Genomic DNA, 21,936 nt, shown 5'->3' with positions numbered 1-21,936 from the left:
GACTCTTAATCAGCGGGTCGTAGGTTCGAGCCCTACATCACCCACCAACATCCCTTCATAGGGAACGAAAACGGCGCGCCCCCGGGCGCGCCGTTTTCGTTTCCGCGCTTCCGCCCTCAGCTCCGCACCGGGGCCAGCCAGTCGGCGAAGATCCGCGCCTCGGCCGAGGCGCGGGGGTGCACGGTGAGCACGAAGGCGTGGGGCGAGGGGATCGAGGCCGGGGTCAGCGGGACCAGGGCGCCGCGCGCGAGGAGGTCGCCGACCAGGCCGTCCCAGCCCAGCACCGCGCCCGCCCCATCCCGGGCGAGCTGCAGGGCGATCATGTAGTTGTCCACCGCCACCCGCCGGCCCCGCGGCGCGGGACGGCCGAGGGCCGCGAACCACTCGGGCCAGCCGGTCCAGTCGGCGCCCTCGGCCTGCAGGTGGATCAGGGGCGCGTCGAGCAGGTCGTCCACGCCGCCGATCCCGTGGCGCGCGGCGTAGTCGGGGGCGGCGAGCGCGAGGATCCGGTCGCGGAACAGCTCCCGCGTCTCGCCCTCGTCCCGCGGCGGGCCGTAGCGGATCGAGAGGTCGGGGCGCCCGCCCGGCGGCTCGACGTCGGTGACGTTCTGGGAGACGACGATCTCCGGCCGGCTCTTCCAGAAAGCGGTGATCTGGGGGGTCAGCCAGAAGGCGCTGACCGCGGTGGTGGCCTGCACCACCACGTCGCCCGCCTCGGGCCGGGCGCGCAGTTCATGCACCGCCTCGGACATGCCCGAAAAGCCGCGCTGCAGGGCCACGAACAGGAAGGCGCCGGCCTCGGTCAGCTCGACCCCGCGATGCTGGCGCAGGAACACGGCGCGGCCCAGCTCGGCCTCGAGCGCGCGGATCTGGTGGCTGACCGCGGCCGGCGTCACGTTCAGCTCGCCCGCCGCCGCCTTGAAGCTGAGACGCCGCGCCGCGGCCTCGAAACACACCAGCGAGGTCATCGAGGGCAGGTCATAGGGCCGGGACAGGTCGCATTCCCTCCGCGTCGGGTCGCAATCAGGACAGGTGAAATCAGCTCACTCCAGATGAAAATTTCTGCCCTTGTGCAGCGCAATAATCAAGGCCAACGCGTCAGGTGAGATAACCTTGCCAGCCGGAGCCCGCCGCCGCATGACCGCCCCCCTGTCCGACCTGCTCGCCCGCCGCCGGCCCGGCCACGCGCTGGAGCGGCCATTCTACACCGACCCCGAAATCTTCCAGCAGGACCTGTCCCTGATCTGGGAGCGCGAGTGGCTGTTCGCCGCCCCCGCCTGCCAGCTCGACAAGACCGGCGCCTATGCGCGGCTGAAAGTCGGCGCCTGGGACGTGATCGTGGTCAGGGGCGCGGACGGCGAGATCCGGGCCTTCCACAACTCCTGCCGGCACCGCGGCTCGATCCTGTGCAAGGCCCAGACCGGCAAGGTCGCCAAGCTCGTCTGCCCCTACCACCAGTGGACCTACGAGCTCGACGGCCGCCTGCTGTGGGCGCGCGACATGGGCCCCGACTTCGACGCCTCGAAGCACGGCCTGCGCCCGGTGCATGCGCGCCAGGCCGCCGGTCTGGTGTTCATCTGCCTCGCCGAGACGCCGCCCGACTTCGAGGCCTTCGCGGCGCTCGCCGAGCCCTACCTCGCCGTCCACGACCTCTCCCGCGCCAAGGTCGCCTTCACCTCGACCATCGTCGAGAAGGGCAACTGGAAGCTGGTGTGGGAGAACAACCGCGAATGCTACCACTGCTCGGGCTCGCACCCCGCGCTGTGCCGCTCTTTCCCGCTGGATCCCGAGGTGGCGGGGGTGAACCCCGACGGCTCCGTCTCGCCGCGTCTGCAGGCCCATTTCGACCGCTGCGAGGCCGCGGGCGCCCCCGCCCGGTTCCGCATTTCGGACGACGGTCAGTATCGCCTCGCGCGGATGCCGCTGACCGCGCCCGCCGTCAGCTACACCATGGACGGCAAGCCCGGCGTGCGCCGCCCGCTGGGCCGCGTCAGCCTGCCCGACGCGGGCGCGCTGCTGTGCTTCCACTATCCCACGCTGTGGAGCCACTTCCTCCCCGACCACTCGCTGACCTTCCGGGTCACCCCGATCAGCGCCACCGAGACCGAGGTCACCACCTGGTGGCTCGTGGACAAGGACGCGGTCGAGGGCGTGGACTATGACCTCGGCCGCCTGACCGAGGTCTGGATCGCCACCAACGACGAGGACCGCGAGATCGTCGAGATGAACGCCGCGGGCATCCACTCGCCCGCCTACACCCCCGGCCCCTACAGCGCGCAGGAGGAATCGGGCGTGATCCAGTTCGTCGACTGGTACGCCCGGGCGCTCGAGCGGGCGCTCGCCCCGATCGCGGTGGCCGCGGAATGAGCGTGATGAAGGCCCGCGCCCAGCCCGCCCTCGCGTTCTGGTCAGACGACGAGCCGCTGGAGTGCGTCGCCCGCCTGCCCGAGGCGCGCGACGTGGTCACCTTCACCTTCCAGGCACCCTCGGGCGCGCTGTTCGCCTTCCGCCCCGGCCAGTTCCTGACGCTGGAGCTGCCGGTGGCGGGCGGGCCGCTGCACCGGACCTACACGATCTCGTCCTCGCCCTCGCGCCCCACCTCGCTGACCATCACGGTCAAGGCGCAGGAGGCCTCGCTGGGGACCCGCTGGATGCTGGAGAACCTGCATCCCGGCGCCCGTCTGCGGGCGATCGGGCCGGGGGGGCGGTTCTCCTGCCTCGAAACGCCGGCGAAGAAGCACCTGTTCATCTCGGCGGGCTCGGGGATCACCCCGATGATGTCGATGCTGACCCACATGTACGACGGCGGGCGCGACCCCGACGTGGTGCTGATCGCCTGCGCCCGCCGCCCCTCGGAGATCATCTTCCGCGACCGGCTCGAGCACATGGCCTCCCGCATCACCGGCATCGAGCTCGCCTGGGTGGTCGAGGAGCCGGACCCCTACCGCCCCTGGACCGGCTACCGCGGCCGCTTCAACCAGCTGATCCTGGGCCTCGCCGCGGCCGACTACCTCGAGCGCGACGTCTACTGCTGTGGTCCCGAGCCGTTCATGACCGCCGTGCGCGAGGCGCTGGCGGGCCTGGGCTACGACATGGCCCGCTACCACCAGGAGAGCTTCACCGCCCCCCTGCTCCAGACCGAAGACGTCCCCGAGGACGTCACCCCCGACGAGGCGATCACCGCGCAGATCGAGTTCGCGGCCTCCGGCGTCACCCACGACTGCGCCCAGACCGACACGGTGCTGGCCGCGGCGCGGGCGGCGGGGCTGAACATCGCCTCGGGCTGCACCTTCGGCGTCTGCGGCACCTGCAAGATCCGCAAGACCGCGGGCGAGGTGCACATGGTCCACAACGGCGGCATCACCGAGGAGGACATCGAGGACGGCTGGATCCTCGCCTGCTGCTCGAACCCCATCGGCCGCGTGTCGGTGGACGTCTGAGCGTCGCGAAGACCCCGGAGGCCGAGATGACCAACGATCCGCTGCTGCAGCCCTACCAGCTCAAGCACCTGACGCTGAAGAACCGGCTGATGATCACCAGCCACGAACCCGCCTATCCCGAGGACGGGATGCCGAAAGCCCGCTACCGCGCCTATCACGCGGAACGCGCCCGGGCGGGCGTGGCGCTGACCATGACGGCGGGCTCGGCCTCGGTCTCGCGCGACAGCCCGCCGGTGTTCAACAACATCCTCGCCTGGAAGGACGAGGTGGTGGGCTGGATGCGGGAACTCTCCGACGAGTGCCACGAGCACGGCTGCGCGGTGATGATCCAGCTCACCCACCTCGGCCGCCGCACCCGCTGGGACAAGGGCGACTGGCTGCCCGTGGTCTCGGCGGGGCATGAGCGCGAGCCCGCCCACCGCGCCTTCCCCAAGGCCGCCGAGGACTGGGACATCGCCCGCCTGATCGAGGACTACGCCGCCGCCGCCGAGCGCATGGCCGCCGCTGGCCTCGACGGCATCGAGATCCAGGCCTACGGCCACCTGATGGACCAGTTCTGGTCGCCGCTGACCAACGCGCTGGAGCCGCCCTGGGGGGGGCCGTCGCTCGACGACCGGCTGCGCTTCACGATGGAGACGCTGCGCGCCATCCGCCGCCGGGTGGGCGAAGATTTCCTCGTCGGCGTGCGCTACACCGGCGACGAGGACCTGGCCGGCGGCCTGACGACGACCGACGGGCTCGAGATCTCGCGCCGGCTGAAGGACTCGGGGCTCGTCGATTTCCTCAACGTGGTGCGGGGGCATATCGACACCGACGCGGGGCTGACCGACGTGATCCCGGTGCAGGGCATGGCCAGCGCCCCGCATCTGGATTTTGCCGGCGAGATCCGGGCGGCGACGCAGTTCCCCACCTTCCACGCCGCCAAGATCCAGGACGTGGCCACCGCCCGGCACGCCATCGCCTCGGGCAAGCTCGACATGGTCGGCATGACCCGCGCCCATGTCGCCGACCCCCATATCGTCGCCAAGATCCTGCGCGGGGAGGAGGACCGCATCCGCCCCTGCGTCGGGGCCAACTACTGCCTCGACCGGATCTACCAGGGGGGCATGGCGCTGTGCCTGCACAACCCCTCCACCGGCCGCGAGCTTGAGCAGCCCCACGCGATCGAGCCCAGCCCCACGCCCCGCCGCGTCACCGTGATCGGCGCCGGTCCCGCGGGGCTCGAGGCCGCCCGCGTCGCCTCCGCCGCCGGCCACGCCGTGACCCTGCACGAGGCCGCGCCCCACCCCGGCGGCCAGGTCCGCCTCACCGCCCTGACCGAGCGTCGGCGCGAGATGATGAACCTGATCCACTGGCGCTTGGCCGAATGCGAGCGCCAGGGCGTCGCCTTCCGCTTCAACAGCTTCGCGGACGCAGACACCGTGCTCGCCGACGCGCCGGACACCGTGATCGTCGCCACCGGAGGCCTCCCCCACACCGAGGTGCTGGGGGAGGGGAACGACCTCGTCGTCTCCGCCTGGGACATCCTGTCGGGCGACGCCGCGCCGGGGCGCAACGTGCTGATCTACGACGACGCGGGCGACTATCCCGCGCTGCAGGCGGCCGAGAAACTGGCCGCCGCCGGCGCCAGGGTCGAGATCGTGGGCCGCGACCGGGCCATCGTGCCCGAGGTCATGGCGATGTCCCTGACCCCCTCGCTGCGCATCCTCCAGGAGCTGGACGTGACCTTCACCCCGGCCTGGCGGCTCGACGCCGTGCAGCGCGCGGGCAACGGGCTGACGGCGGTGCTGGGCAGCGACTACGGCCCGACCCGGCGCGAGCGTCAGGTCGACCAGGTGGTGGTCAACCACGGCGTCCGCCCCCTCGACGAGCTGTATTTCGAGCTGCGCCCCGCCTCCTCGAACCTCGGCGAGGTCGACTATGAGGCGCTGATCGCCCGTCGCCCGCAGACGGTCCGCGCCAACCCGCAGGGCGCCTTCCAGCTGTTCCGCATCGGTGACGCGGTGGCCGCGCGCAACACCCACGCGGCCATCTACGACGCGCTGCGCCTCGCCCGGACCCTGTAGGGGGACGCGGCTCCCTCAGCCCGGCTCGAAGCCCAGCCGCGCGCGAAAGCGGCTCTTGAGCCAGGGCGCGTCGCGCGCGGGCATCGAGCGGGGCGGGGTCTCGGCCCCGATCTTCACGACGAACAGGCGCGGGCCCTGCGCGGGCGCGGCCAGGCGGGCGCCCAGCGCCTCGACCTCGGCCAGGCTGCGCGCGACCTCGGTCTCGGCGAAGCCGCAGGCGGCGGCCACGGCGGCGAGCTCCGTTCCCCGGCCGGTGTGGCTCGGCTGGGCGCCGGTCTCGCCGTAGCGCTCGTTGTCGAGCACGAGCACCGTCAGGTTGGCCGGCCCCGCCGCGCCGATGGTGGCGAGCGCGCCCAGCGCCATCAACTGCTCCCCGTCGCCGGTCAGCGCCATCACCCGGCGGGAGGGCTGCGCCTGGGCCACGCCCAGCGCCACCATCGCGGCCCCGCCCATCGCCCCCCACAGGTAGAAATTCGCCGGGTCGTCGCCCGCCGCATTCAGGTCCCAGGTCGGAGAGCCGAGCCCGCTGATCACCAGCGCGCGGGCCTCGCCCTCGCCCCGATGCGCCATCAGGGCCGCGACCGCCGCGCGCCGCTCCACCGTTCCGCTCACCATGCCTTCGCTCCCAGCAGGCGCTGGCTCAGCAGCACCGCGATGCGCTGATCGCCGCCGAAGGCCATCGCGGCGGCCTGGGCGACGGTCGGGGCCACGTCCGCGGCGCTCTCGACCCGGACCACGCGCACGCCCATCGCCTCCAGCGAAGGCTGCACGGCCTGGCTCATCGGGACCTGCCAGGGATTGAACTCCCCCCATTCGCCCCGCATCGTCACGATCATCAACAGCGGCATCCGCGCCTGCGCCGGCAGCGAGAGCATGTTGATGCAGTTGCCCACGCCCGAGGACTGCATCAGCACCACCGAGCGCATTCCCCCCAGCCACGCCCCGCAGGCCAGCGCCACGCCCTCCTCCTCGGTCGAGAGCATCACCTCGACCGCCTCGGGATCGGACTGGAAGCGGCGGATCAGCTCGGCATGGCCCGCGTCGGGGACGTATGAGGCGTGGCGCACGCCGGCCTCCCTCAGCGCCTCGTACAGCTCGGCCGGCCAGGCCGGGCCGGCGGCCTGCGCGCCTGCGGACATCGGTGCGGCGTCGTTCACGGGCGGTCCTCCCTTCGGACGCGATCGGCGCCCGTCTGCGCTCGCCCTCGCCGGGGCGTTCGACGCCGAGCCTAGACCACGCCCGGCGGCCGCGGCCAGCGTCATCCTGCCGGCAGGTCGACGATTGGGCTCGACATCGGCCCGCCCGCCGGTCCAATTTCGGCCGCCGTCGCCGCCTTGACCGCGACGCCCCTTCTTCAGACGCCCGACGCCCTGCCGCGCCGCGTCTTTGCGAACACTGGAGCCAAGACCGATGAACGGCGCCGATCTTCTCTGCGACACGCTGCTGGCGAACGACGTGGACGTGTGTTTCTCGAACCCCGGCACGTCCGAGATGCATTTCGTGGCGGCCCTCGACCGCAAGCCCCAGCTGCGCTGCGTGCTGGGCCTGTTCGAGGGCGTGGTGACCGGCGCCGCCGACGGCTACGCCCGCATGGCCGACAAGCCGGCCGTGACCCTGCTGCACACCGGGCCGGGACTGGCGAACGGGCTCGCCAACATGCACAACGCGCGGCGCGCGCGCACCCCGATGATCAACGTGCCGGGCGACCACGCCTCGTGGCACCTGGCCGCCGACGCGCCGCTGACCTCGGACATCGACGGGCTGGCCTGGCCGATGTCGCACTGGGTCGGGCGCGCCACCTCTCCCGAAGACGTGGGGCCGAAAACCGAGGAGGCCTGGACCCAGTCCATCGCCACCCGCGGCCCCGTCACCCTGATCCTGCCCGCCGACTCGGCCTGGGGCGAGGTCTCGGCCCGCGAGCCTGCAAAGCTGCCGATGCCGGTCCCCCCCGCGATCGACGAGGGCCCCCTGAAGGCCGCCGCGCAGGCGCTGAAGTCCGGCAAGCGCTGCGCCCTGTTCCTGCAGCACCGGGCGCTGCGCGAGCGTGCGCTGGAGTGGGCGGGCCGCATCGCGCAGGCCACCGGCGCCGACCTGTTCCACCCCCAGTCCGACCGCGGCCAGCGCGGCGCCGGCCGCGTCGCCGTGCGCATGACCCCCTACAACGTCGACATGGCGATCCAGGCGCTCGCCCATGTCGAGGTCGCCATCTGCATCGGCGCGAAGAAGCCGGCGGTGTTCTTCGGCTATCCCGGCAAGCCCTCCTCCCCCCTGCCCGCCGAGGCCGAGGTGATCCAGGTCGCCGAGCACGAGCATGACCTCGAGGCCGCGCTCCAGCAGCTGGCCGAGGCCATCGGCCTGACCGCAAAGTCCCCGTTCAAGGCCAACGCGCTGGCGCAGGCGCAGATCGAGGAGCCCACCGGGACCCTGACGCCCGCCACCATCGCCGCCGCCGTCGGCCGCCGCCTGCCCGAGAACGCCATCATCGTCGAGGAGTCGGTGACCTCGGCCGGCCCGCTGGCCGCGCTCTCGCCCGGTCTGCACCCCCACGACCACCTGCCCCTGACCGGCGGCGCCATCGGCGAGGGCATCCCGCTGGCCGTGGGCGCCGGCATCGCCTGCCCCGACCGCAAGGTGGTGGCGATGCAGGCCGACGGCTCGGGCATGTACACGGTGCAGGGCCTGTGGACCCAGGCGCGCGAGAACCTCGACGTGGTCACAATCGTCTACGCCAACCGCAAGTACGCGATCCTGCAGGGCGAGATGCGCAACGTCGGCGTCAACGACTTTGGCGAGAACGCCCGCCGGATGCTGGACCTCGACCGGCCGGACCTCGACTGGGTGCTGATGGCCAAGGGCATGGGCGTCGACGCCGGCCGGGCCGACACGATCGAGGAGTTCGTGAAGCTCCTCGACCACGCGATGAAGACCAAGGGCCCGTTCCTGATCGAAGCGCGGATCTGATCCCGAGGCGCGCGCCCCAGGGCGCGCGCCTCAGCCCAGAAACACCCGCCCGCCCGGATAGCGCACCCGCGGGGGCGCCTGGGTGGCGAGGAAGAACCCCAGCGTCAGCGGCCCCACCCGGCCTACGAACATCAGGAAGATCACCGCCGCGCGGCCCAGACCGTCCAGCTCCCCGGTCTCGCCCCGCGACAGGCCCACCGTGGCGAAGGCCGAGACCGTCTCGAAGGCGATGTCGAGGAACGCGCCGTCGTGCATCACCGACAGCACGAAGATCGCCCCCATCACGGTCAGCATGCTGACCATCGCCAGCGCCAGCACCTTCATCACCTCCTCCACCCCCAGGGACCGTCCGAAGGCGTGCAGCGTGTCCCGCCGGCGGAAGAAGGCGACCGTGGCCAGGATCAGCACGATGAACGTGGTCACCTTGATCCCGCCGGCGGTCGAGGTGCTGCCCCCCCCGATGATCATCAGCGACATGAACATCAGCGTCGTCGAGTCGTGCAGCTCTCCGATATCGACCGTGTTGAAGCCCGCGGTGCGGGTGGTGGCCGACTGGAACCAGCTCGCCATCAGCTTGGTCGACCAGTCCATCGGGCCCAGCGTGCCGGGGTTGTTCCACTCCAGCGCGGCGAACATGACCATGCCCCAGGCCAGCAGCCCGCCCGAGCCGATCAGCGTCAGCTTCGAATGCAGCGTCATCGCGCGCCACGGCGTGCGGTTCAGGATCTCGTGCAGGACCATGTAGCCCAGGCCCCCCACGATCAGCAGCGCGGGCACGACAAGGTTCACCACCGGGTTGCCCGCAAAGCCCGACAGGCTGTCGGAATAGATCGAGAAGCCCGCGTTGTTGAACGCCGAGACCGAGTGGAAGACCGAAGCCCACAGCCCGCGCCAAAGCCCCTCGGCCGGCACGAACACCACCGCCAGCGCGACGGCGCCCGCGGCCTCGCACACCAGCACCACCCGCAGGATCAGCCGCACCAGGCGAAACAGCTCCGAGATCGAGGTCTGGTTGAGGTCCTCGCGCAGGAAGCTGCGCGAGGAGAACCCCATCGGCCGCCCCAGCATGGTCAGCACCAGGGCCGCGAAGGTCATCAGCCCCAGCCCGCCCAGCTGGATCAGCCCCAGGATCACCGCCTGCCCGAACAGGGTGAACCCCGTGCCGGTGTCCACCACCGCCAGCCCCGTCACCGTCACCGCCGAGGCCGAGGTGAACACCGCCGCCCCCCAGCCGATCGGCTCAACGGTGGCGCCCGGCAGCCGCAGCAGCCCCGCCCCCAGCGCGATCAGCGCGCCATACAGCAGCGCCAGCGCCGCCGGCGGCGGCAGCCGCACGCGCTTGCGGAACATCGCGAGACCCTGCGCCATGCCGCGGCTCAGAGCACGTCGCCGAAGCGGCGGAAGTCGTCCCGCCTCCCCAGCAGCAGCAGCTTGTCATCGGCCTGGATCGTCGTGTCGGAGGCGGCGCAGGAGATGAACTCGGTCCCCCGCATCAGGCCCAGCGCGCGCAGGTCCTCGTAGTCGTCCAGCTTCAGACGTTCCAGCGTCCAGCCGTCCATCGTCTCGGGGGCCACGTATTCGACCACGTGGAAGCCGTTGCCGAGGCTGAAATAGTCGCGCACCTGCGGGTTGCGCAGCACCTGCACGACGTGTTTGCCGATCTCCTGCTCGGGCTGGATCACCCGGTCGGCGCCGATCTTCAGCAGGATCCGGTGGTGGGTGCGGGTCGCGGCCTTCACCCAGATCCGCTTCACCCCCAGCAGGCGGGCGTTCATGGTGGCGAGCAGGCTCGCCTCCAGATCCTCGCCGATGCCGATGACGACCGTGCCGTAGGAGCCGACGCCGACCTCGCGCAGGGCGTCCTCGTCGCGGGCGTCGGCGATCACGGCCTCCGACAGCTCGTCGGCCACGCTCGCCACGTGCCGCTCGTGCCGGTCGATGCCCAGCACGTGCTCGCCCGCGCGGGCCAGCTCCTGGGCCACCGTGGTCCCGAAGGTGCCAAGGCCAATGATGGCGAAACCCTCGCCGCGCGCCATGTCCCGCTCCCCGCCATGTTCAGACCGGGGAACAGTAGGCGCGCGGACCGCCCGGTCAACGGCCGCGCGCCCGCACGCCGAGCCCTCAGGCCGAGCGGAAGCGCGGCTTGCCCGGCTCGCCCACATCCTCGAGCCGCCCCTCGCGCAGCAGCCGGTTCACATGGGCCAGCGTCTCGGAGAAGGCGAACGAGAACATGTGCTCGTCCATCTCGCGGGTGAACAGGATCGGGGTGATCTCGGCGCAGGACAGGGTCTTGTCGCGGCAGGCGCCGAGCACGATGTCGCAGCGCTCGTCGTGGTGAGCGATCAGCTCGCCGATGCGCTGGTGGAGGTGGGTGATCGGCAGGTCATGGCCCGGCAGGGTCAGCGTGCCGTCGGGGATCCCCGCACGCAGCGAGGCGAGGCTGTCGAGATAGCGACCCAGCGGGTCCCCGTCCGGCTGCACCGAATGCACAGAGATGTTGGGCGTGATCCGCCCCAGCACCTGGTCGGCGGCGATGAAGAACCGCTCGTCCTCGCAATGCAGCATCGCCTGGTTCCAGGAATGCCCGCCGCCGGTGTGCACGGTGAAGGTGCGGCCGCCGACCTCGAACGGCTCGCGCGGCTCCAGCGCGTGGAACGAGGACGGCAGGCCGGTGATCATCTCGAGGTACATGTGCCCGCGGCCGGTGACGGCGGCCGCCCCGCTCGGGGTCATGCCGTGGTTCTCGTAGAACAGGCGGTGCGCGTCGCCGTGCACCGCGTCGTGGCCGGTGCCGAGGTAGCGGCCCATGAAATACTCGGTCTCGGTCATGTGGACCGGGATCCCGAACTTTTCGGACAGCCAGCCGGCCGAGCCCATGTGGTCGGGGTGATGGTGGGTCAGGATCAGCCGGGTCAGCGGGCGGCCGCGCAGAGGGCCTGCGAACAGGCTCTCCCAGACCTCGCGGGTCAGGTCGTCGCCGATGCCGGTGTCGACTGCGGCCCAGCCGGGCCCGTCCTCGATCAGGTAGACGTTCACGTGATTCAGCGCGAAGGGCAACTTGAAGCGCAGCCACAACAGGCCGGGCGCGACCTCCAGCACCTCGCCGGGCTTGGGCGCCTCCGGGAACGGATGCGCGGGGCTGGGCTGGGCGCGGTGGTCCTTGGGCATGGCGGTCTCCCTGAGCGTTCCTGGTCCGGCGCGGCGCGGTCCCCCCCTCGAGGGGCCCGGCTGCCTGCGCGCAACGTCGCGATTCGTTCGAGTCATACCATGCCGTAAGCCCGGCTGATAACCTTGTCGACCGGCCGGGCGGTCAGTAAAGCCGCAGGGGCGCGCCCCCGGATCGCGAGCGGGACGCGAGGCCCGCGCCCGCCCCGAGGCTCAGCCCCGGCGGCGCATCGCGAATGCGATCGACATGCCCGCCCAGGCGGCCGCGAGGCCGAACCAGGTGATCGCGTATTCCAGGTGATCGTTGGTCACGTTCACGCTCAGCGGCCAGGGGGCGGGGCGCGCCTCGGGGTCCGAGGCGGGGGCCGGCTCGGCCACCACCAGGATCGGCTCTGCCTCCAGCGCCCGGGCCATCACCGGCAGGTCGCGGGCGAACCACATGTTGGCCGCCATGTCGGGGTCGGGGACGAAGCCGTCGACCTCCTGGGGCCACAGCAGGCCGCCCACGACCTCGACGTCTTCGGGCGTGGCGCGCGCGTCGGTCTTCTCGGTCTGCGGGATGAAGCCGCGGTCGACCAGGATGCGTCGGCCGGTCTCGGTCTCGAACGGGGCGATCACCCGGAACCCCGGGCCCCAGGGCGCGCGCGAGGTCAGCACGTGGATCTCGCCGGGCGCGAAATCGCCCTGCACGGCCACGCGCAGATACTCGTCCCGCGCCTCGGTCGGGGCCTCGGGCAGCGGGACCGGGGCGGCGGCGAGACGCTCCTCCAGCTCCGCGATCAGCCCCTCCTTCCAGGCCAGGCGCTGCAACTGCCAGGTCCCCAGGGCGCAGAGGATCGCGACCCCGCCAAGGCCGATGACAAGGGCGAAGACCAGGCGGGCGCGGGGGGTGCGGGACATGAGGGCTCCAGGCGCAGGGGGCCGGCGCGAGAGGGCGGCCGGAATGCGGAAGGGGCGGCCGAGGCCGCCCCTTCGGGATCGTCGCGCGCGGGTCGCGGCGAGGGGGGGCGGGGCCGAGCCTGCGGCTCAGGCGCCCCAGATGTAGACGGCGGCGAACAGGAACAGCCAGACCACGTCGACGAAGTGCCAGTACCAGGCCGCGGCCTCGTAGCCGATGTGCTTCTCGGCGGTGAAGTGGCCGGCGAAGGCGCGCAGCATGCACACCGCCAGGAAGATGGTGCCGATGATCACGTGCAGGCCGTGGAAGCCGGTCGCCATGTAGAAGGTGCCGCCGTAGATGTTGCCCGAGAAGGCGAACGTGGCGTGGCTGTACTCGTAGGCCTGCGTGATGGTGAACAGCACGCCCAGCGCCACCGCGCCGATCAGGGCCTGCGCCATGGTCTTGCGGTCGTTGTCATGCACGATCGCGTGGTGGGCCCAGGTGGCGAAGCAGCCCGACAGCAGCAGGATCAGCGTGTTGATCAGCGGCAGGTGCCAGGGGTCGAAGGTCTCGATCCCGACCGGCGGCCAGGTCTGGAACTCGGCCGCCTGCTCGGCCCCGCCGGGGTAGAGCGCGTGCTTGAAGAAGGTCCAGAACCAGGCGGCGAAGAACATCACCTCCGAGATGATGAACATGATCACGCCGTAGCGCAGACCCAGCTGCACCACGGGGGTGTGATCGCCGGCCCGGCTCTCGGCCACGACGTCCGACCACCAGGCGTACATGACGTAGAGCACGCCCAGGAAGCCGATCAGGAACAGCCAGGGGCCGCCGTCGTGCATCCACATGACGCCGCCGAACAGCATGACGAAGGCGCCGACCGCGCCCAGCAGGGGCCACGGGCTGGGCGCCAGGATGTGATAGTCGTGGTTCTTCTCGTGGGCCATGGCGTGTCTCCCCTCGGAATGTCGGTCCCGGCGCGCGCCGTCCTGATGCCGTCAGTTGACGTCCTGGGCAGGCTTGGGCAGCACCGCCGAGGCGTCGGTCGCCTCGGTGATCCGGTCCTCGTCCTGGACGTCGGTTTCATGGAACGTATAGCTCAGCGTGATCGTGTGCACATACTTCGCCTCGCGATCCTCCACGATCTCCGGGTCCACGAAGAACGTGACCGGCATCATGATGGACTCGCCCGGCTGCAGCACCTGGTAGGTGAAGCAGAAGCAGTCGATCTTGGTGAAGTAGTAGCCCGCCGAGAACGGCGCGACGTTGTAGGACGCCTGCCCGGCGATCGGGCGGTCGCTGTTGTTGGTCGCCTCGTAGAAGGCAAGCCCGGTCTCCCCGATCCTGATCTCCATTTCCCGGGTCTCGGGCTTGAAGCTCCAGGGGAAGCCGCGCTCGACGTTGGCGTCGAAGCGGACCTTGACGGTCTGCTCGAGCACGCCCTTGTCGTTGCCGGCCGAGACGTTGGTCTCTCCGCCATAGCCCGTCACCCGGCAGAACCAGGAATAGAACGGGACGGCGGCGACCGTCAGCGAGGTCATCACCGAGAGCAGGCACACCAGACGGATCACCGTCCGCGTCTGGGAGCCGAGGCCTTTCCACCAGCCGCCCATCTCAGAAGCCCTGCAGCGCGCCGGCCTGGCCTTCGGCCAGCTTCACGATGGTGACCGCGAAGACCAGCAGCACGAAGGCCAGCAGCGCCCCGCCGAGCGCGAAGTTGCGCCCGCGGCGGCGGCGGTGGAGTTCGTGTTCCTCCTTGGGGATCATGGGACTTCCTTTCTCCCCTCAGAACAGGTGCATGGCGGCGGCGTAGTCGCCCAAGCCGGCGCGCAGCGCGGCCTCGGCCAGCAACGCGGCGAAGGACCAGAACAGGAAGTGCAGGGAAAGCCTGAAGAAAGCCCTCTCCGCCCCGTACTTGTCCGCGCTCGCCTGCGCCTCGTCCCTCCGACGGAGCCGCCAGGCCCCCGCCGCGAAGCGCGCGTTGAAGAACAGCGCCACCGCCAGATAGAGCGGCCCGCCCACCACCGTGAAGGCGGGGGCGATCGCCACGGGGGCGAGCAGCAGCGCGTAGATCAGGATCTGCTTACGGGTGGCCGCGTCGCCGGCCACGTTGGGCAGCATCGGCACGTCGGCCTTCTCGTAGTCCGTCTCCGCAAACAGGGCCAGCGCCCAGAAATGCGGCGGGGTCCACATGAAGATCAGCCCGACCAGCAGCAGCGGCGCGACCGAGACCGAGCCCGTCGCCGCCGCCCAGCCGACCAGCGGCGGCAGCGCGCCGGCGAGCCCGCCGATGACGATGTTCTGGGGCGTCGAGCGCTTCAGCCACATCGAGTAGACGACGACGTAGAAGAAGATGGTGAAGGCCAGCAGCCCGCCGGCCAGCGGGTTGGCGAACACGCTCAGCATCATCACCGAGAGGACCGACAGCGCCAGGCCGAAGGCCAGCGCCTCGCCGCTCGCCATGCGGCCGTCGGGGATCGGGCGGCCGGCGGTGCGGCGCATCTTGGCGTCGATGTCGGCGTCCCACCACATGTTCAGCGCGCCCGAGCCGCCGGCCCCGGCGGCGATGCACACGATCGCGGCGAAGCCGATCACCGGGTTCACATGCGCCGGCGCGCACAGCATCCCCACCAGCGCGGTGAAGATCGACAGCGACATCACCCGCGGCTTGAGCAGCAGCACGTAGTCGCGGACCGTCGGCTCCTTGGGCTGGCCGGAGAGCGGTTCGCGGGTCGTGTCGATGATCGAGGCGTCGGTCATGGGGCGGCGTCGGTGTCCTGGCTCTCGCGCCCCGCGGAAGGCGCTGGGGCGGCGGTGGCGTTCGTCTGGGCGGGGCGTCGGCGCCGCGCGGGATCCCTCGCGCGCCGCGTCCCGGTCAGGCCCGCCCCCGGTCACAGGCCGGGGGAAGGCCGCGCCGCGGTCCGGCGATCCGGTCCGCGGCCGGGTCTGGCGGGCGGTCGGGGCGCGGGGCCCCGTCCGCCGTCCGGCTCACTCGCTCAGCGAGGCGACCGAGACGTTGCGCTCGACGCCGGCATAGGTCTCCTGGGCCTGCGCCAGCCAGGTCTCGTACTCGGCCTCCGAGACGGCCTTGACCGAGATCGGCATGTAGGCGTGGTCCTTGCCGCACAGCTCCGAGCACTGGCCGTAGTAGATGCCGGGCTCGTCGACCTGGAACCAGATCTCGTTCAGGCGGCCGGGGATGCCGTCCATCTTCACGCCGAAGGCGGGCACGGTCCACGAGTGGATCACGTCCGAGGCGGTCACCTGCACCCGCACCACCTTGCCCACCGGAACCACCACGAAGGTGTTGGTCTGCAGGCGATAGTTGTCGCGGTTGACGCCGGCCGCCGCCATCTCGTCGCCGACGTTGGCCACGGCGGTGTCGTAGTCCTTGTAGCCCGAGCCCACCATCATCGAGTCGAAGGCGAAATCGGCCTCGCCCTCGGGATCGGGATACTCGTAGGACCAGTACCACTGGTTGCCGGTGGCCTTGATCGTCAGGTCCGCCTCGGGGATCGTCACCTGCTTGCTCAGCAGCTGCAGCGAGGGGATGGCGATCGCCACCAGGATCACGATCGGCACCACGGTCCACACCACCTCGACCACCGAGTTGTGGGTGAAGGTCGAGGGCGTGGGGTTGGCCTTCTCGCTGAAGCGGAAGGCGACGAACGCCATCAACGCGGTCACGAACACCACGATCACCGTGATGATGATCAGCAGGAACCCGTCCAGCCAGTGCAGGTCGGAGGCCAGTTCGGTCCCCGCCGGCTGGAATCCGATCCCGCCGGGCTGCGGAATGCCGATGACGGTGGCCGCGTCCTGCGCCAGAGCCGCCGGCGCCGCGACAAGGCCGCTCGCCAGTACGGACAGGATCGACGCCATCTTGCCAGCTCGCATGTCCGATCTTCCCCCTTGTTCTTCGGCGGCCGGGAAAGGCCGCTCCGGCGATCGCCGGATCCTTGGCATGGCGAGGGCGGCATACGCCAGACCCATCGCCTCAGGCTAGTGAATTTCGCCGCGGAAACGATCATATGCGAGACGGTTGAGCAATGCGGCGCATTGCGCCACGTGTATGTCAGCCGTCTAGGTCCGCCCTGCGCCGTTTCGCCTGAAACCGGCCGTCCCCCGTCCGAAGGAGCCTTCATGACCCGGTCCCGCGACCCGTTCCGTCCGTTCGAGACCGCGCTCGACGAGGCCGAAGCGCTCGCCATCCTGCGCGAGGCTGTCGCAGGCGCCGACGACGGCGAGCTGTATCTCGAGCGTCGGCGCTCCGAGGCGCTGGCCTTCGACGACGGCCGCCTGCGCACCGCCAGCTACGACGCCGGCGAGGGATTCGGCCTGCGCGCCGTCTGCGGCGAGGCCGCGGGCTACGCCCATTCGACCGAGCTCTCCCCGGCCGCCCTGAAACGCGCGGCGGAAACCTGCCGCCTCGCCTCCCGCGACGGCGGCGGCACGGGGCCGGCCGCCCCGCCCCAGGCCACCAACCGCCGTCTCTATTCCGACGACGACCCGCTGGAGGGCCCCGATTTCCAGGCCCGCGTGACGCTGCTGTCCGAGCTCGACGCCTACGCCCGCGCGCGGGAGCCCAAGGTGGCGCAGGTCACGGTATCGTTAGCCTGCTCGATGCAGGAGATCGAGATCCTGCGCCCCGAAGGCCGGCGCGTCGCCGACGTCCGCCCGCTGGTGCGCATGAACGTCTCGGTGATCTGCGAATCGGGCGGGCGCCGCGAGAGCGGCTCGGCCGGCGGCGGCGGCCGCTTCGGGGTCGAGGCGGTCATGGACCCCGACCACGGCAGGCGCCTGGTCGACGAGGCGATCCGCCAGGCGCTGGTCAACCTCGAGGCCGAGGACGCGCCGGCCGGCGTGATGGACGTGGCGCTGTCGTCCGGCTGGCCCGGCATCCTGCTGCACGAGGCGGTCGGGCACGGTCTGGAGGGCGATTTCAACAGGAAGAAGACCTCCGCCTTCGCCGGGCTGATGGGCCAGCGGATCGCCGCGCCGGGGGTGACGGTGGTCGACGACGGCACGATTCCCGACCGTCGCGGCTCGATCACCATCGACGACGAGGGCACGCCCTCGGCCCGCAACGTGCTGATCGAGGACGGCCGCCTGGTCGGCTACATGCAGGACCGCCAGAACGCCCGCCTGATGGGCGTCGACCCCACCGGCAACGGTCGTCGCCAGTCCTACGCGCACCCGCCGATGCCGCGGATGACCAACACGATCATGCTCGGCGGCGAGGCCACCCCCGACGAGGTGGTGGCCGGCGTCGAGGACGGCATCCACGCGGTCGCCTTCGGCGGCGGCCAGGTGGACATCACCAACGGCAAGTTCGTGTTCTCCTGCACCGAGGCCTACCGGGTGAAGAACGGCCGCGTGCTGCACCCGGTGAAGGGCGCGACGCTGATCGGCGACGGGGCCACCGCGCTGCAGAAGATCCGGCTGGTGGGCAACGACATGGCGCTCGACCCCGGCATGGGCATGTGCGGCAAGGCCGGCCAGTGGGTGCCGGTGGGCGTCGGCCAGCCGACCCTGCTGATCGGCGGCTTGACCGTGGGCGGCGCCCAGACCGGCTGACGTCCCCGCCCGCGCGGGCCGACGCGCCCCCCTCCCGCGCGGGCCGACGCCCGCCCCCTCCCGCGCGGGCCGACGCCCGCCTCCCGCGCGGGCGCCCGCGCGCGTCTCGACGCCCTCCGCCCACGCCCCTCTCGTCGTCCCGCGCCGGAAGGCTGGCGCGGGCGCAACAGGCGCGTGAAACCGTTTCACAAGGCGCCCTGACGGCGCCCGGAACGCTTCCCGATCGTCCGGCTTCCTGCTAACCGGGCGCGAAGCTCGGATATTGCTGCGTATTTGAGCGGTTTTTTTCAGATCGAGTCGTGGGGAACGGCGATGGCCAAGGTCAAGGTGCGTTACGCCAAGGGGTGGGACATCACCCTTCAGGAGTTCATGGAGGAGCTCGGCAACATCCTGCTGGGCGACGGGAGCCAGAACTCGTCCTCCAAGGTGACGATCCGCTACGACAACACCGTCACGGTTCTCACCGGCTCGGGCATCAACATCAACGGCCAGGGCGCCGGGACCGTCGACACCTGGAAGACCTCGGTCGACGGCAAGCTGGCGGTGACGATCTCGAACGCAGACTTCTCGGTCCGCTCGCTGGTCTCGGCGATCAAGGCCGAGGACTCCGGGTCCGACGTTTTCGCGTTCGAGAAGTACTTCCTGAAGAACTTCTCCTGGAACTACACGGGCAATGACGTCAACGACGTCGTGAAGCCCGGGCAGCGCAGCTCGGACAATTATCCGATCGACTTCGAGGGCAACGACGTCTTCGACCTGCGCGGCGGCAAGGACAAGGTCGCCGGCGGCCTGGGCAACGACAAGCTCAAGGGCGGCGACGGCAACGACCAGCTCTGGGGCGAGGAGGGCCGCGACAAGCTGTTCGGCCAGGCCGGCCGCGACAAGCTGTGGGGCGGGGACGACAACGACCTGCTCGACGGCGGCGCCTCGAACGACGCCCTGTGGGGCGGCGCGGGCGCCGACAAGTTCCGCTTCGTCAAGAGCTTCGGCGACGATGTGGTGAAGGACTTCGGCGCGGGCGACATGCTCGACCTGCGCAAGACCGGCGCGCCGGCCTCCTTCAACAAGCTGATGAAGGCGGCCGAGGACACCAAGGCCGGGCTGGAGTTCGACCTCAAGGGCGGCTCGATCCTGCTGGCGGGCGTCGACTCCTCGGACTTCAACGCCTCCGACGTCCTGCTCTGAGCGCGGCCCCGCCGCCGACCGGTCCCGCGCCCGCGGGGCCGGGTCTGGCGGCGGCCCGCCTGGCGCCGTAGCCTCGCGCCAATCGCCGACGCGGCGCAGGAGACCGGCCATGACCTTCCCCGACACGCCCCGCCGCGCGAGGCCGCGATCCTGAGACCTCGGCGTTCCGCCCGGACCGGCGCGGCCCCGCGCCCGCGCGCCTTCGCGCCCGGCGTGGCGGGCGGGCTGGTCTTTGCCGCGCTGTTCCCCTTCGCGCCGCTGGGCGGGCTTGCGGCCATGGTCTACGCGCCGGCGCAGCCGCCGCTGGCCGGCCTGACCGGCGTCGGGCGCTGGGACGTGCACCTGGCCTTCTCCGCCCTGGGCGCGGCGCTGTCGCTGTGGGTCGTGCTGGGGCCGGCGCTGGCGCTGGCGCTGGCCGCGGCCCGGCTGGCGGGGCTGCGCTCGTCGCTGCTGGGCGGCCTTGCGATCTGGATCGCGAGCTTTCCGGGCCTGTCGCTGATCGCCGGCGCCGCGGCCAACGGCGGGCTCGCCTGGCCGGGCATCGGGTCCGAGGTCGTGGGCTGGGCCCTGGTCCTCTTCGTGCCGGTGACGCTGGGCGCGATCTGGACCGCGACCTGCGTCGCCGTCTCCCGGCGCCTGCGGCTGCGCATCGTCCGGCGCGGGGTGGCCCCCGCCGCGGATGCGCCCTAGTCTCCCGCCGATCCGAGCGATCGCGGAGCGGACGGAGGGCGAATGGCGAACCTGGGACGGGACTGGTGGCCGGCGGAGGCGAAACGCCCCGTGCTGCGGCTGGCGGCGGGGCTGGCGATCGCGCCGCTCCTGATCGGGGCGATCACGGCGCCGCTGGCCTGGGTGGTCGCGGGCATGACCCTGCCCGATGCGGCCACCGTCAACCAGGCCGCGGCCAACGTGGCGCTGACCGCGCTGTCGGCCTTCGTGGTGTTCTCGCTGACCTTCGGGCTGCTGGCGGTGCTGGGGCTGTGGCTCGCCCGCCGGCGCACGGCGATCGCCTTCGCGCTGGCCGGGATCGTCGGGGGGATGCTGTTCGCGGGCGTCACCAGCCTCGTGTTCGGCGTGCCCCTCACCCTCGCCCAGCCGCTGATCCTGGGCGGCATGGGCGCGGCCAGCCTGCTGATCGTGCGCTGGATCGCGGGCGTGCGCGAACTGCCCGCGCCGCCCGCCTGAAGCCCCCCCGGCCCGGCGCAGGCGCGGCCCCACGGGGCCGCGCCGCGGGTCAGTAGCTGTATTCGCCGTAGACCTTCGAGAGGTCGCCGTTCCAGTCGCCGTGATAGCGGGCCAGCAGCTCGTCGGCCGGAGTCTGGCCGCTGTCGACCGTCTCGCGCAGGGCGTCGAGGAAGTGGGTCTCGTCGGGGATCAGCCCGCCGGCCCCGGCGCGCGCGCGGGCCTTCAGGCCGGCCTGCGCGATGTCCAGCGCCTCGCCCGCCAGATCGCGCATCGAGCGGCCGCGGATCTCGGCCTCCAGCCCGCGCCGGGCGGCGTCGCGGCGCAGGGCCTCGCGCTCCTCGGCGGTCCAGTCCTTGGCGAGGTCCCAGGCGGCGTCGAGCGCGCCCTGGTCGTACATCAGCCCCACCCACAGCGCCGGCAGCGCGCAGATCCGCCGCCACGGCCCGCCGTCGGCGCCGCGCATCTCGATGAACTTCTTGATGCGGGCCTCGGGGAAGGCGGTGGTCAGGTGGTCGGCCCAGTCCGACAGGGTGGGCGTCTCTCCGGGCAGCGCCGGCAGCTTGCCGTCGATGAAGTCGCGAAAGCTCTGCCCCAGCGCGTCGATATACTTGCCGTCGCGGTAGACGAAGTACATCGGCACGTCGAGCGCGTAGTCCGCCCAGCGCTCGAACCCCATCCCGTCCTCGAAGACGAAGGGCAGCATGCCGGTTCGCTGGTCGTCCAGATCCTGCCAGATGCGCGAGCGCCAGGACTTCTGGCCGTTGATCTTGCCCTCGAAGAAGGGCGAGTTCGCAAACAGCGCGGTGGCCACCGGCTGCAGCGCCAGGCCCACGCGCAGCTTCTGGACCATGTCGGCCTCGGAGCCGAAGTCGAGGTTCACCTGGATCGTGCAGGTCCGGTACATCATCTGCGTGCCCCAGGGGCCGATCGACTGCATGTAGCCGGTCATCAGCCGATAGCGCCCCTTGGGCATCATCGGCATCTCGTCGTGGCGCCACTCGGGCGCGGCGCCCAGGCCGATGAAGCCGGCGCCGATCTCGTCGGCGATCTCCTTCACCTCGGCGAGGTGGCGGTTCGACTCGTCGCAGGTCTGGTGCAGCGTCTCGAGCGGCGCGCCCGACAGCTCGAGCTGCCCGCCGGGTTCAAGGCTGACGTTGGCGCCGTCGCGGGTCAGGCCGATCAGGTGGCCCGATTCCTCGACCGGGTCCCAGCCGAAGCGGTCGCGCAGGCCCTCGAGCATGGCGCGGACCGAGGCGGGGGGCCCGTCCTTGGGCGTCTCGTAGGGCAGCGGCGCATGGCTGCCGCGCACATAGCCGAACTTCTCGTGCTCGGTCCCGATGCGCCAGTCTTCGGGGGGCTTGCAGCCCGACGCGAGATATTCGGCCAGCTGCTCGCGTCGTTCGATCGGGCCGCCGCCGCTCTGAGGTATCGACATGCCCGCTCCCGGCGCCGTCTTCGCCGCGCGAACCGGCGGCCA

The 21,936-nt window shown here is 71.4% G+C and carries 21 protein-coding genes; 8 read left to right on the top strand and 13 right to left on the bottom strand.

What is annotated here, in order from left to right; all coding sequences use genetic code 11:
* Positions 1-116: 116 nt before the first annotated feature.
* Positions 117-968 (bottom strand): LysR substrate-binding domain-containing protein, encoded by an 852-nt coding sequence (locus AAC134_RS16600; RefSeq protein ID WP_339950236.1) that lies wholly within the window; start codon positions 966-968, stop codon positions 117-119.
* A 169-nt stretch (positions 969-1,137) separates the two neighbouring features.
* On the opposite strand from AAC134_RS16600, the gene AAC134_RS16595 reads away from it, so the two are divergent.
* Genes AAC134_RS16595 through AAC134_RS16585 form a run of 3 tightly spaced genes read left to right on the top strand, consistent with a single transcriptional unit; the run spans position 1,138 to position 5,506 of the window.
* Positions 1,138-2,367: an aromatic ring-hydroxylating dioxygenase subunit alpha gene (locus AAC134_RS16595; RefSeq protein ID WP_339950235.1), complete on the top strand. Its 1,230-nt coding sequence runs from the start codon at positions 1,138-1,140 to the stop codon at positions 2,365-2,367.
* Positions 2,368-2,372: 5 nt separating this feature from the next.
* Positions 2,373-3,440 carry a hybrid-cluster NAD(P)-dependent oxidoreductase gene (locus AAC134_RS16590; RefSeq protein WP_339950237.1) on the top strand — a complete coding sequence of 356 codons (1,068 nt, stop codon included), beginning with the start codon at positions 2,373-2,375 and terminating at the stop codon, positions 3,438-3,440.
* Positions 3,441-3,466: 26 nt separating this feature from the next.
* Complete coding sequence (locus AAC134_RS16585) at positions 3,467-5,506, top strand: NADH:flavin oxidoreductase (RefSeq protein WP_339950234.1); 2,040 nt, start codon at positions 3,467-3,469, stop codon at positions 5,504-5,506.
* Between the two features lie 15 nt (positions 5,507-5,521).
* Here AAC134_RS16585 and AAC134_RS16580 read toward each other — a convergent pair whose 3' ends face one another.
* Positions 5,522-6,121: a thiamine pyrophosphate-dependent enzyme gene (locus AAC134_RS16580; protein WP_339950233.1), complete on the bottom strand. Its 600-nt coding sequence runs from the start codon at positions 6,119-6,121 to the stop codon at positions 5,522-5,524.
* A complete protein-coding gene (locus AAC134_RS16575) occupies positions 6,115-6,663 on the bottom strand; it encodes a thiamine pyrophosphate-binding protein (RefSeq protein WP_339950232.1) in 549 nt (182 codons plus the stop codon). Before AAC134_RS16575 ends, AAC134_RS16580 begins: the two co-directional genes overlap by 7 nt.
* 253 nt (positions 6,664-6,916) lie before the next feature.
* Between AAC134_RS16575 and AAC134_RS16570 the strand changes: the two genes are divergently transcribed.
* Positions 6,917-8,467, top strand: coding sequence for an acetolactate synthase large subunit (locus tag AAC134_RS16570; RefSeq protein WP_339950231.1), 1,551 nt, complete (start codon positions 6,917-6,919; stop codon positions 8,465-8,467).
* Between the two features lie 30 nt (positions 8,468-8,497).
* Here the strand turns inward: AAC134_RS16570 and AAC134_RS16565 are convergent, their stop codons facing one another.
* The 9 genes from AAC134_RS16565 to coxB all read right to left on the bottom strand — a co-directional run bounded on the left by AAC134_RS16565 (position 8,498) and on the right by coxB (position 16,409).
* Positions 8,498-9,835, bottom strand: a complete 1,338-nt coding sequence (locus tag AAC134_RS16565) for a TrkH family potassium uptake protein (protein WP_339950230.1) — start codon at positions 9,833-9,835, stop codon at positions 8,498-8,500.
* 8 nt (positions 9,836-9,843) lie between these two features.
* Positions 9,844-10,503 carry a TrkA family potassium uptake protein gene (locus AAC134_RS16560; protein ID WP_339950229.1) on the bottom strand — a complete coding sequence of 220 codons (660 nt, stop codon included), beginning with the start codon at positions 10,501-10,503 and terminating at the stop codon, positions 9,844-9,846.
* Between the two features lie 85 nt (positions 10,504-10,588).
* Complete coding sequence (locus AAC134_RS16555) at positions 10,589-11,635, bottom strand: MBL fold metallo-hydrolase (protein ID WP_339950228.1); 1,047 nt, start codon at positions 11,633-11,635, stop codon at positions 10,589-10,591.
* A gap of 210 nt (positions 11,636-11,845) precedes the next feature.
* Positions 11,846-12,532 carry an SURF1 family protein gene (locus tag AAC134_RS16550; RefSeq protein WP_339950227.1) on the bottom strand — a complete coding sequence of 229 codons (687 nt, stop codon included), beginning with the start codon at positions 12,530-12,532 and terminating at the stop codon, positions 11,846-11,848.
* A 126-nt stretch (positions 12,533-12,658) separates the two neighbouring features.
* Complete coding sequence (locus AAC134_RS16545; protein WP_339950226.1) at positions 12,659-13,459, bottom strand: cytochrome c oxidase subunit 3; 801 nt, start codon at positions 13,457-13,459, stop codon at positions 12,659-12,661.
* A 51-nt stretch (positions 13,460-13,510) separates the two neighbouring features.
* Positions 13,511-14,125 (bottom strand): cytochrome c oxidase assembly protein, encoded by a 615-nt coding sequence (locus AAC134_RS16540; protein WP_339950225.1) that lies wholly within the window; start codon positions 14,123-14,125, stop codon positions 13,511-13,513.
* A 1-nt stretch (position 14,126) separates the two neighbouring features.
* Positions 14,127-14,279: a hypothetical protein gene (locus AAC134_RS16535; RefSeq protein ID WP_339950224.1), complete on the bottom strand. Its 153-nt coding sequence runs from the start codon at positions 14,277-14,279 to the stop codon at positions 14,127-14,129.
* Between the two features lie 18 nt (positions 14,280-14,297).
* Positions 14,298-15,272, bottom strand: coding sequence for a heme o synthase (locus tag AAC134_RS16530; RefSeq protein WP_339950223.1), 975 nt, complete (start codon positions 15,270-15,272; stop codon positions 14,298-14,300).
* A gap of 228 nt (positions 15,273-15,500) precedes the next feature.
* The gene (gene coxB / locus AAC134_RS16525; protein WP_339950222.1) at positions 15,501-16,409 is read right to left on the bottom strand and encodes a cytochrome c oxidase subunit II; all 909 of its coding nucleotides are present in this window, start codon (positions 16,407-16,409) and stop codon (positions 15,501-15,503) included.
* 246 nt (positions 16,410-16,655) lie between these two features.
* On the opposite strand from coxB, the gene tldD reads away from it, so the two are divergent.
* From tldD to AAC134_RS16505, 4 genes are all read left to right on the top strand, one after another.
* A complete protein-coding gene (tldD, locus tag AAC134_RS16520) occupies positions 16,656-18,089 on the top strand; it encodes a metalloprotease TldD (protein WP_339950221.1) in 1,434 nt (477 codons plus the stop codon).
* Between the two features lie 312 nt (positions 18,090-18,401).
* Entirely contained in the window at positions 18,402-19,274 is an 873-nt protein-coding gene (locus AAC134_RS16515) for a calcium-binding protein (RefSeq protein WP_339950220.1), read from the top strand.
* Positions 19,275-19,487: 213 nt separating this feature from the next.
* The gene (locus AAC134_RS16510; protein ID WP_339950219.1) at positions 19,488-19,964 is read left to right on the top strand and encodes a hypothetical protein; all 477 of its coding nucleotides are present in this window, start codon (positions 19,488-19,490) and stop codon (positions 19,962-19,964) included.
* A gap of 42 nt (positions 19,965-20,006) precedes the next feature.
* Positions 20,007-20,459, top strand: a complete 453-nt coding sequence (locus AAC134_RS16505) for a hypothetical protein (protein WP_339950218.1) — start codon at positions 20,007-20,009, stop codon at positions 20,457-20,459.
* A 49-nt stretch (positions 20,460-20,508) separates the two neighbouring features.
* Here the strand turns inward: AAC134_RS16505 and AAC134_RS16500 are convergent, their stop codons facing one another.
* On the bottom strand, positions 20,509-21,894 hold the full coding sequence (locus tag AAC134_RS16500) for a glutamate--cysteine ligase (protein ID WP_339950217.1): 1,386 nt from the start codon (positions 21,892-21,894) through the stop codon (positions 20,509-20,511).
* Between the last annotated feature and the right edge of the window lie 42 nt (positions 21,895-21,936).

The organism is uncultured Albimonas sp. (assembly GCF_963977235.1).
Classification (GTDB): Bacteria; Pseudomonadota; Alphaproteobacteria; order Rhodobacterales; family Rhodobacteraceae; genus Albimonas.
This window is presented reverse-complemented; position numbering and strand designations above follow the sequence as displayed.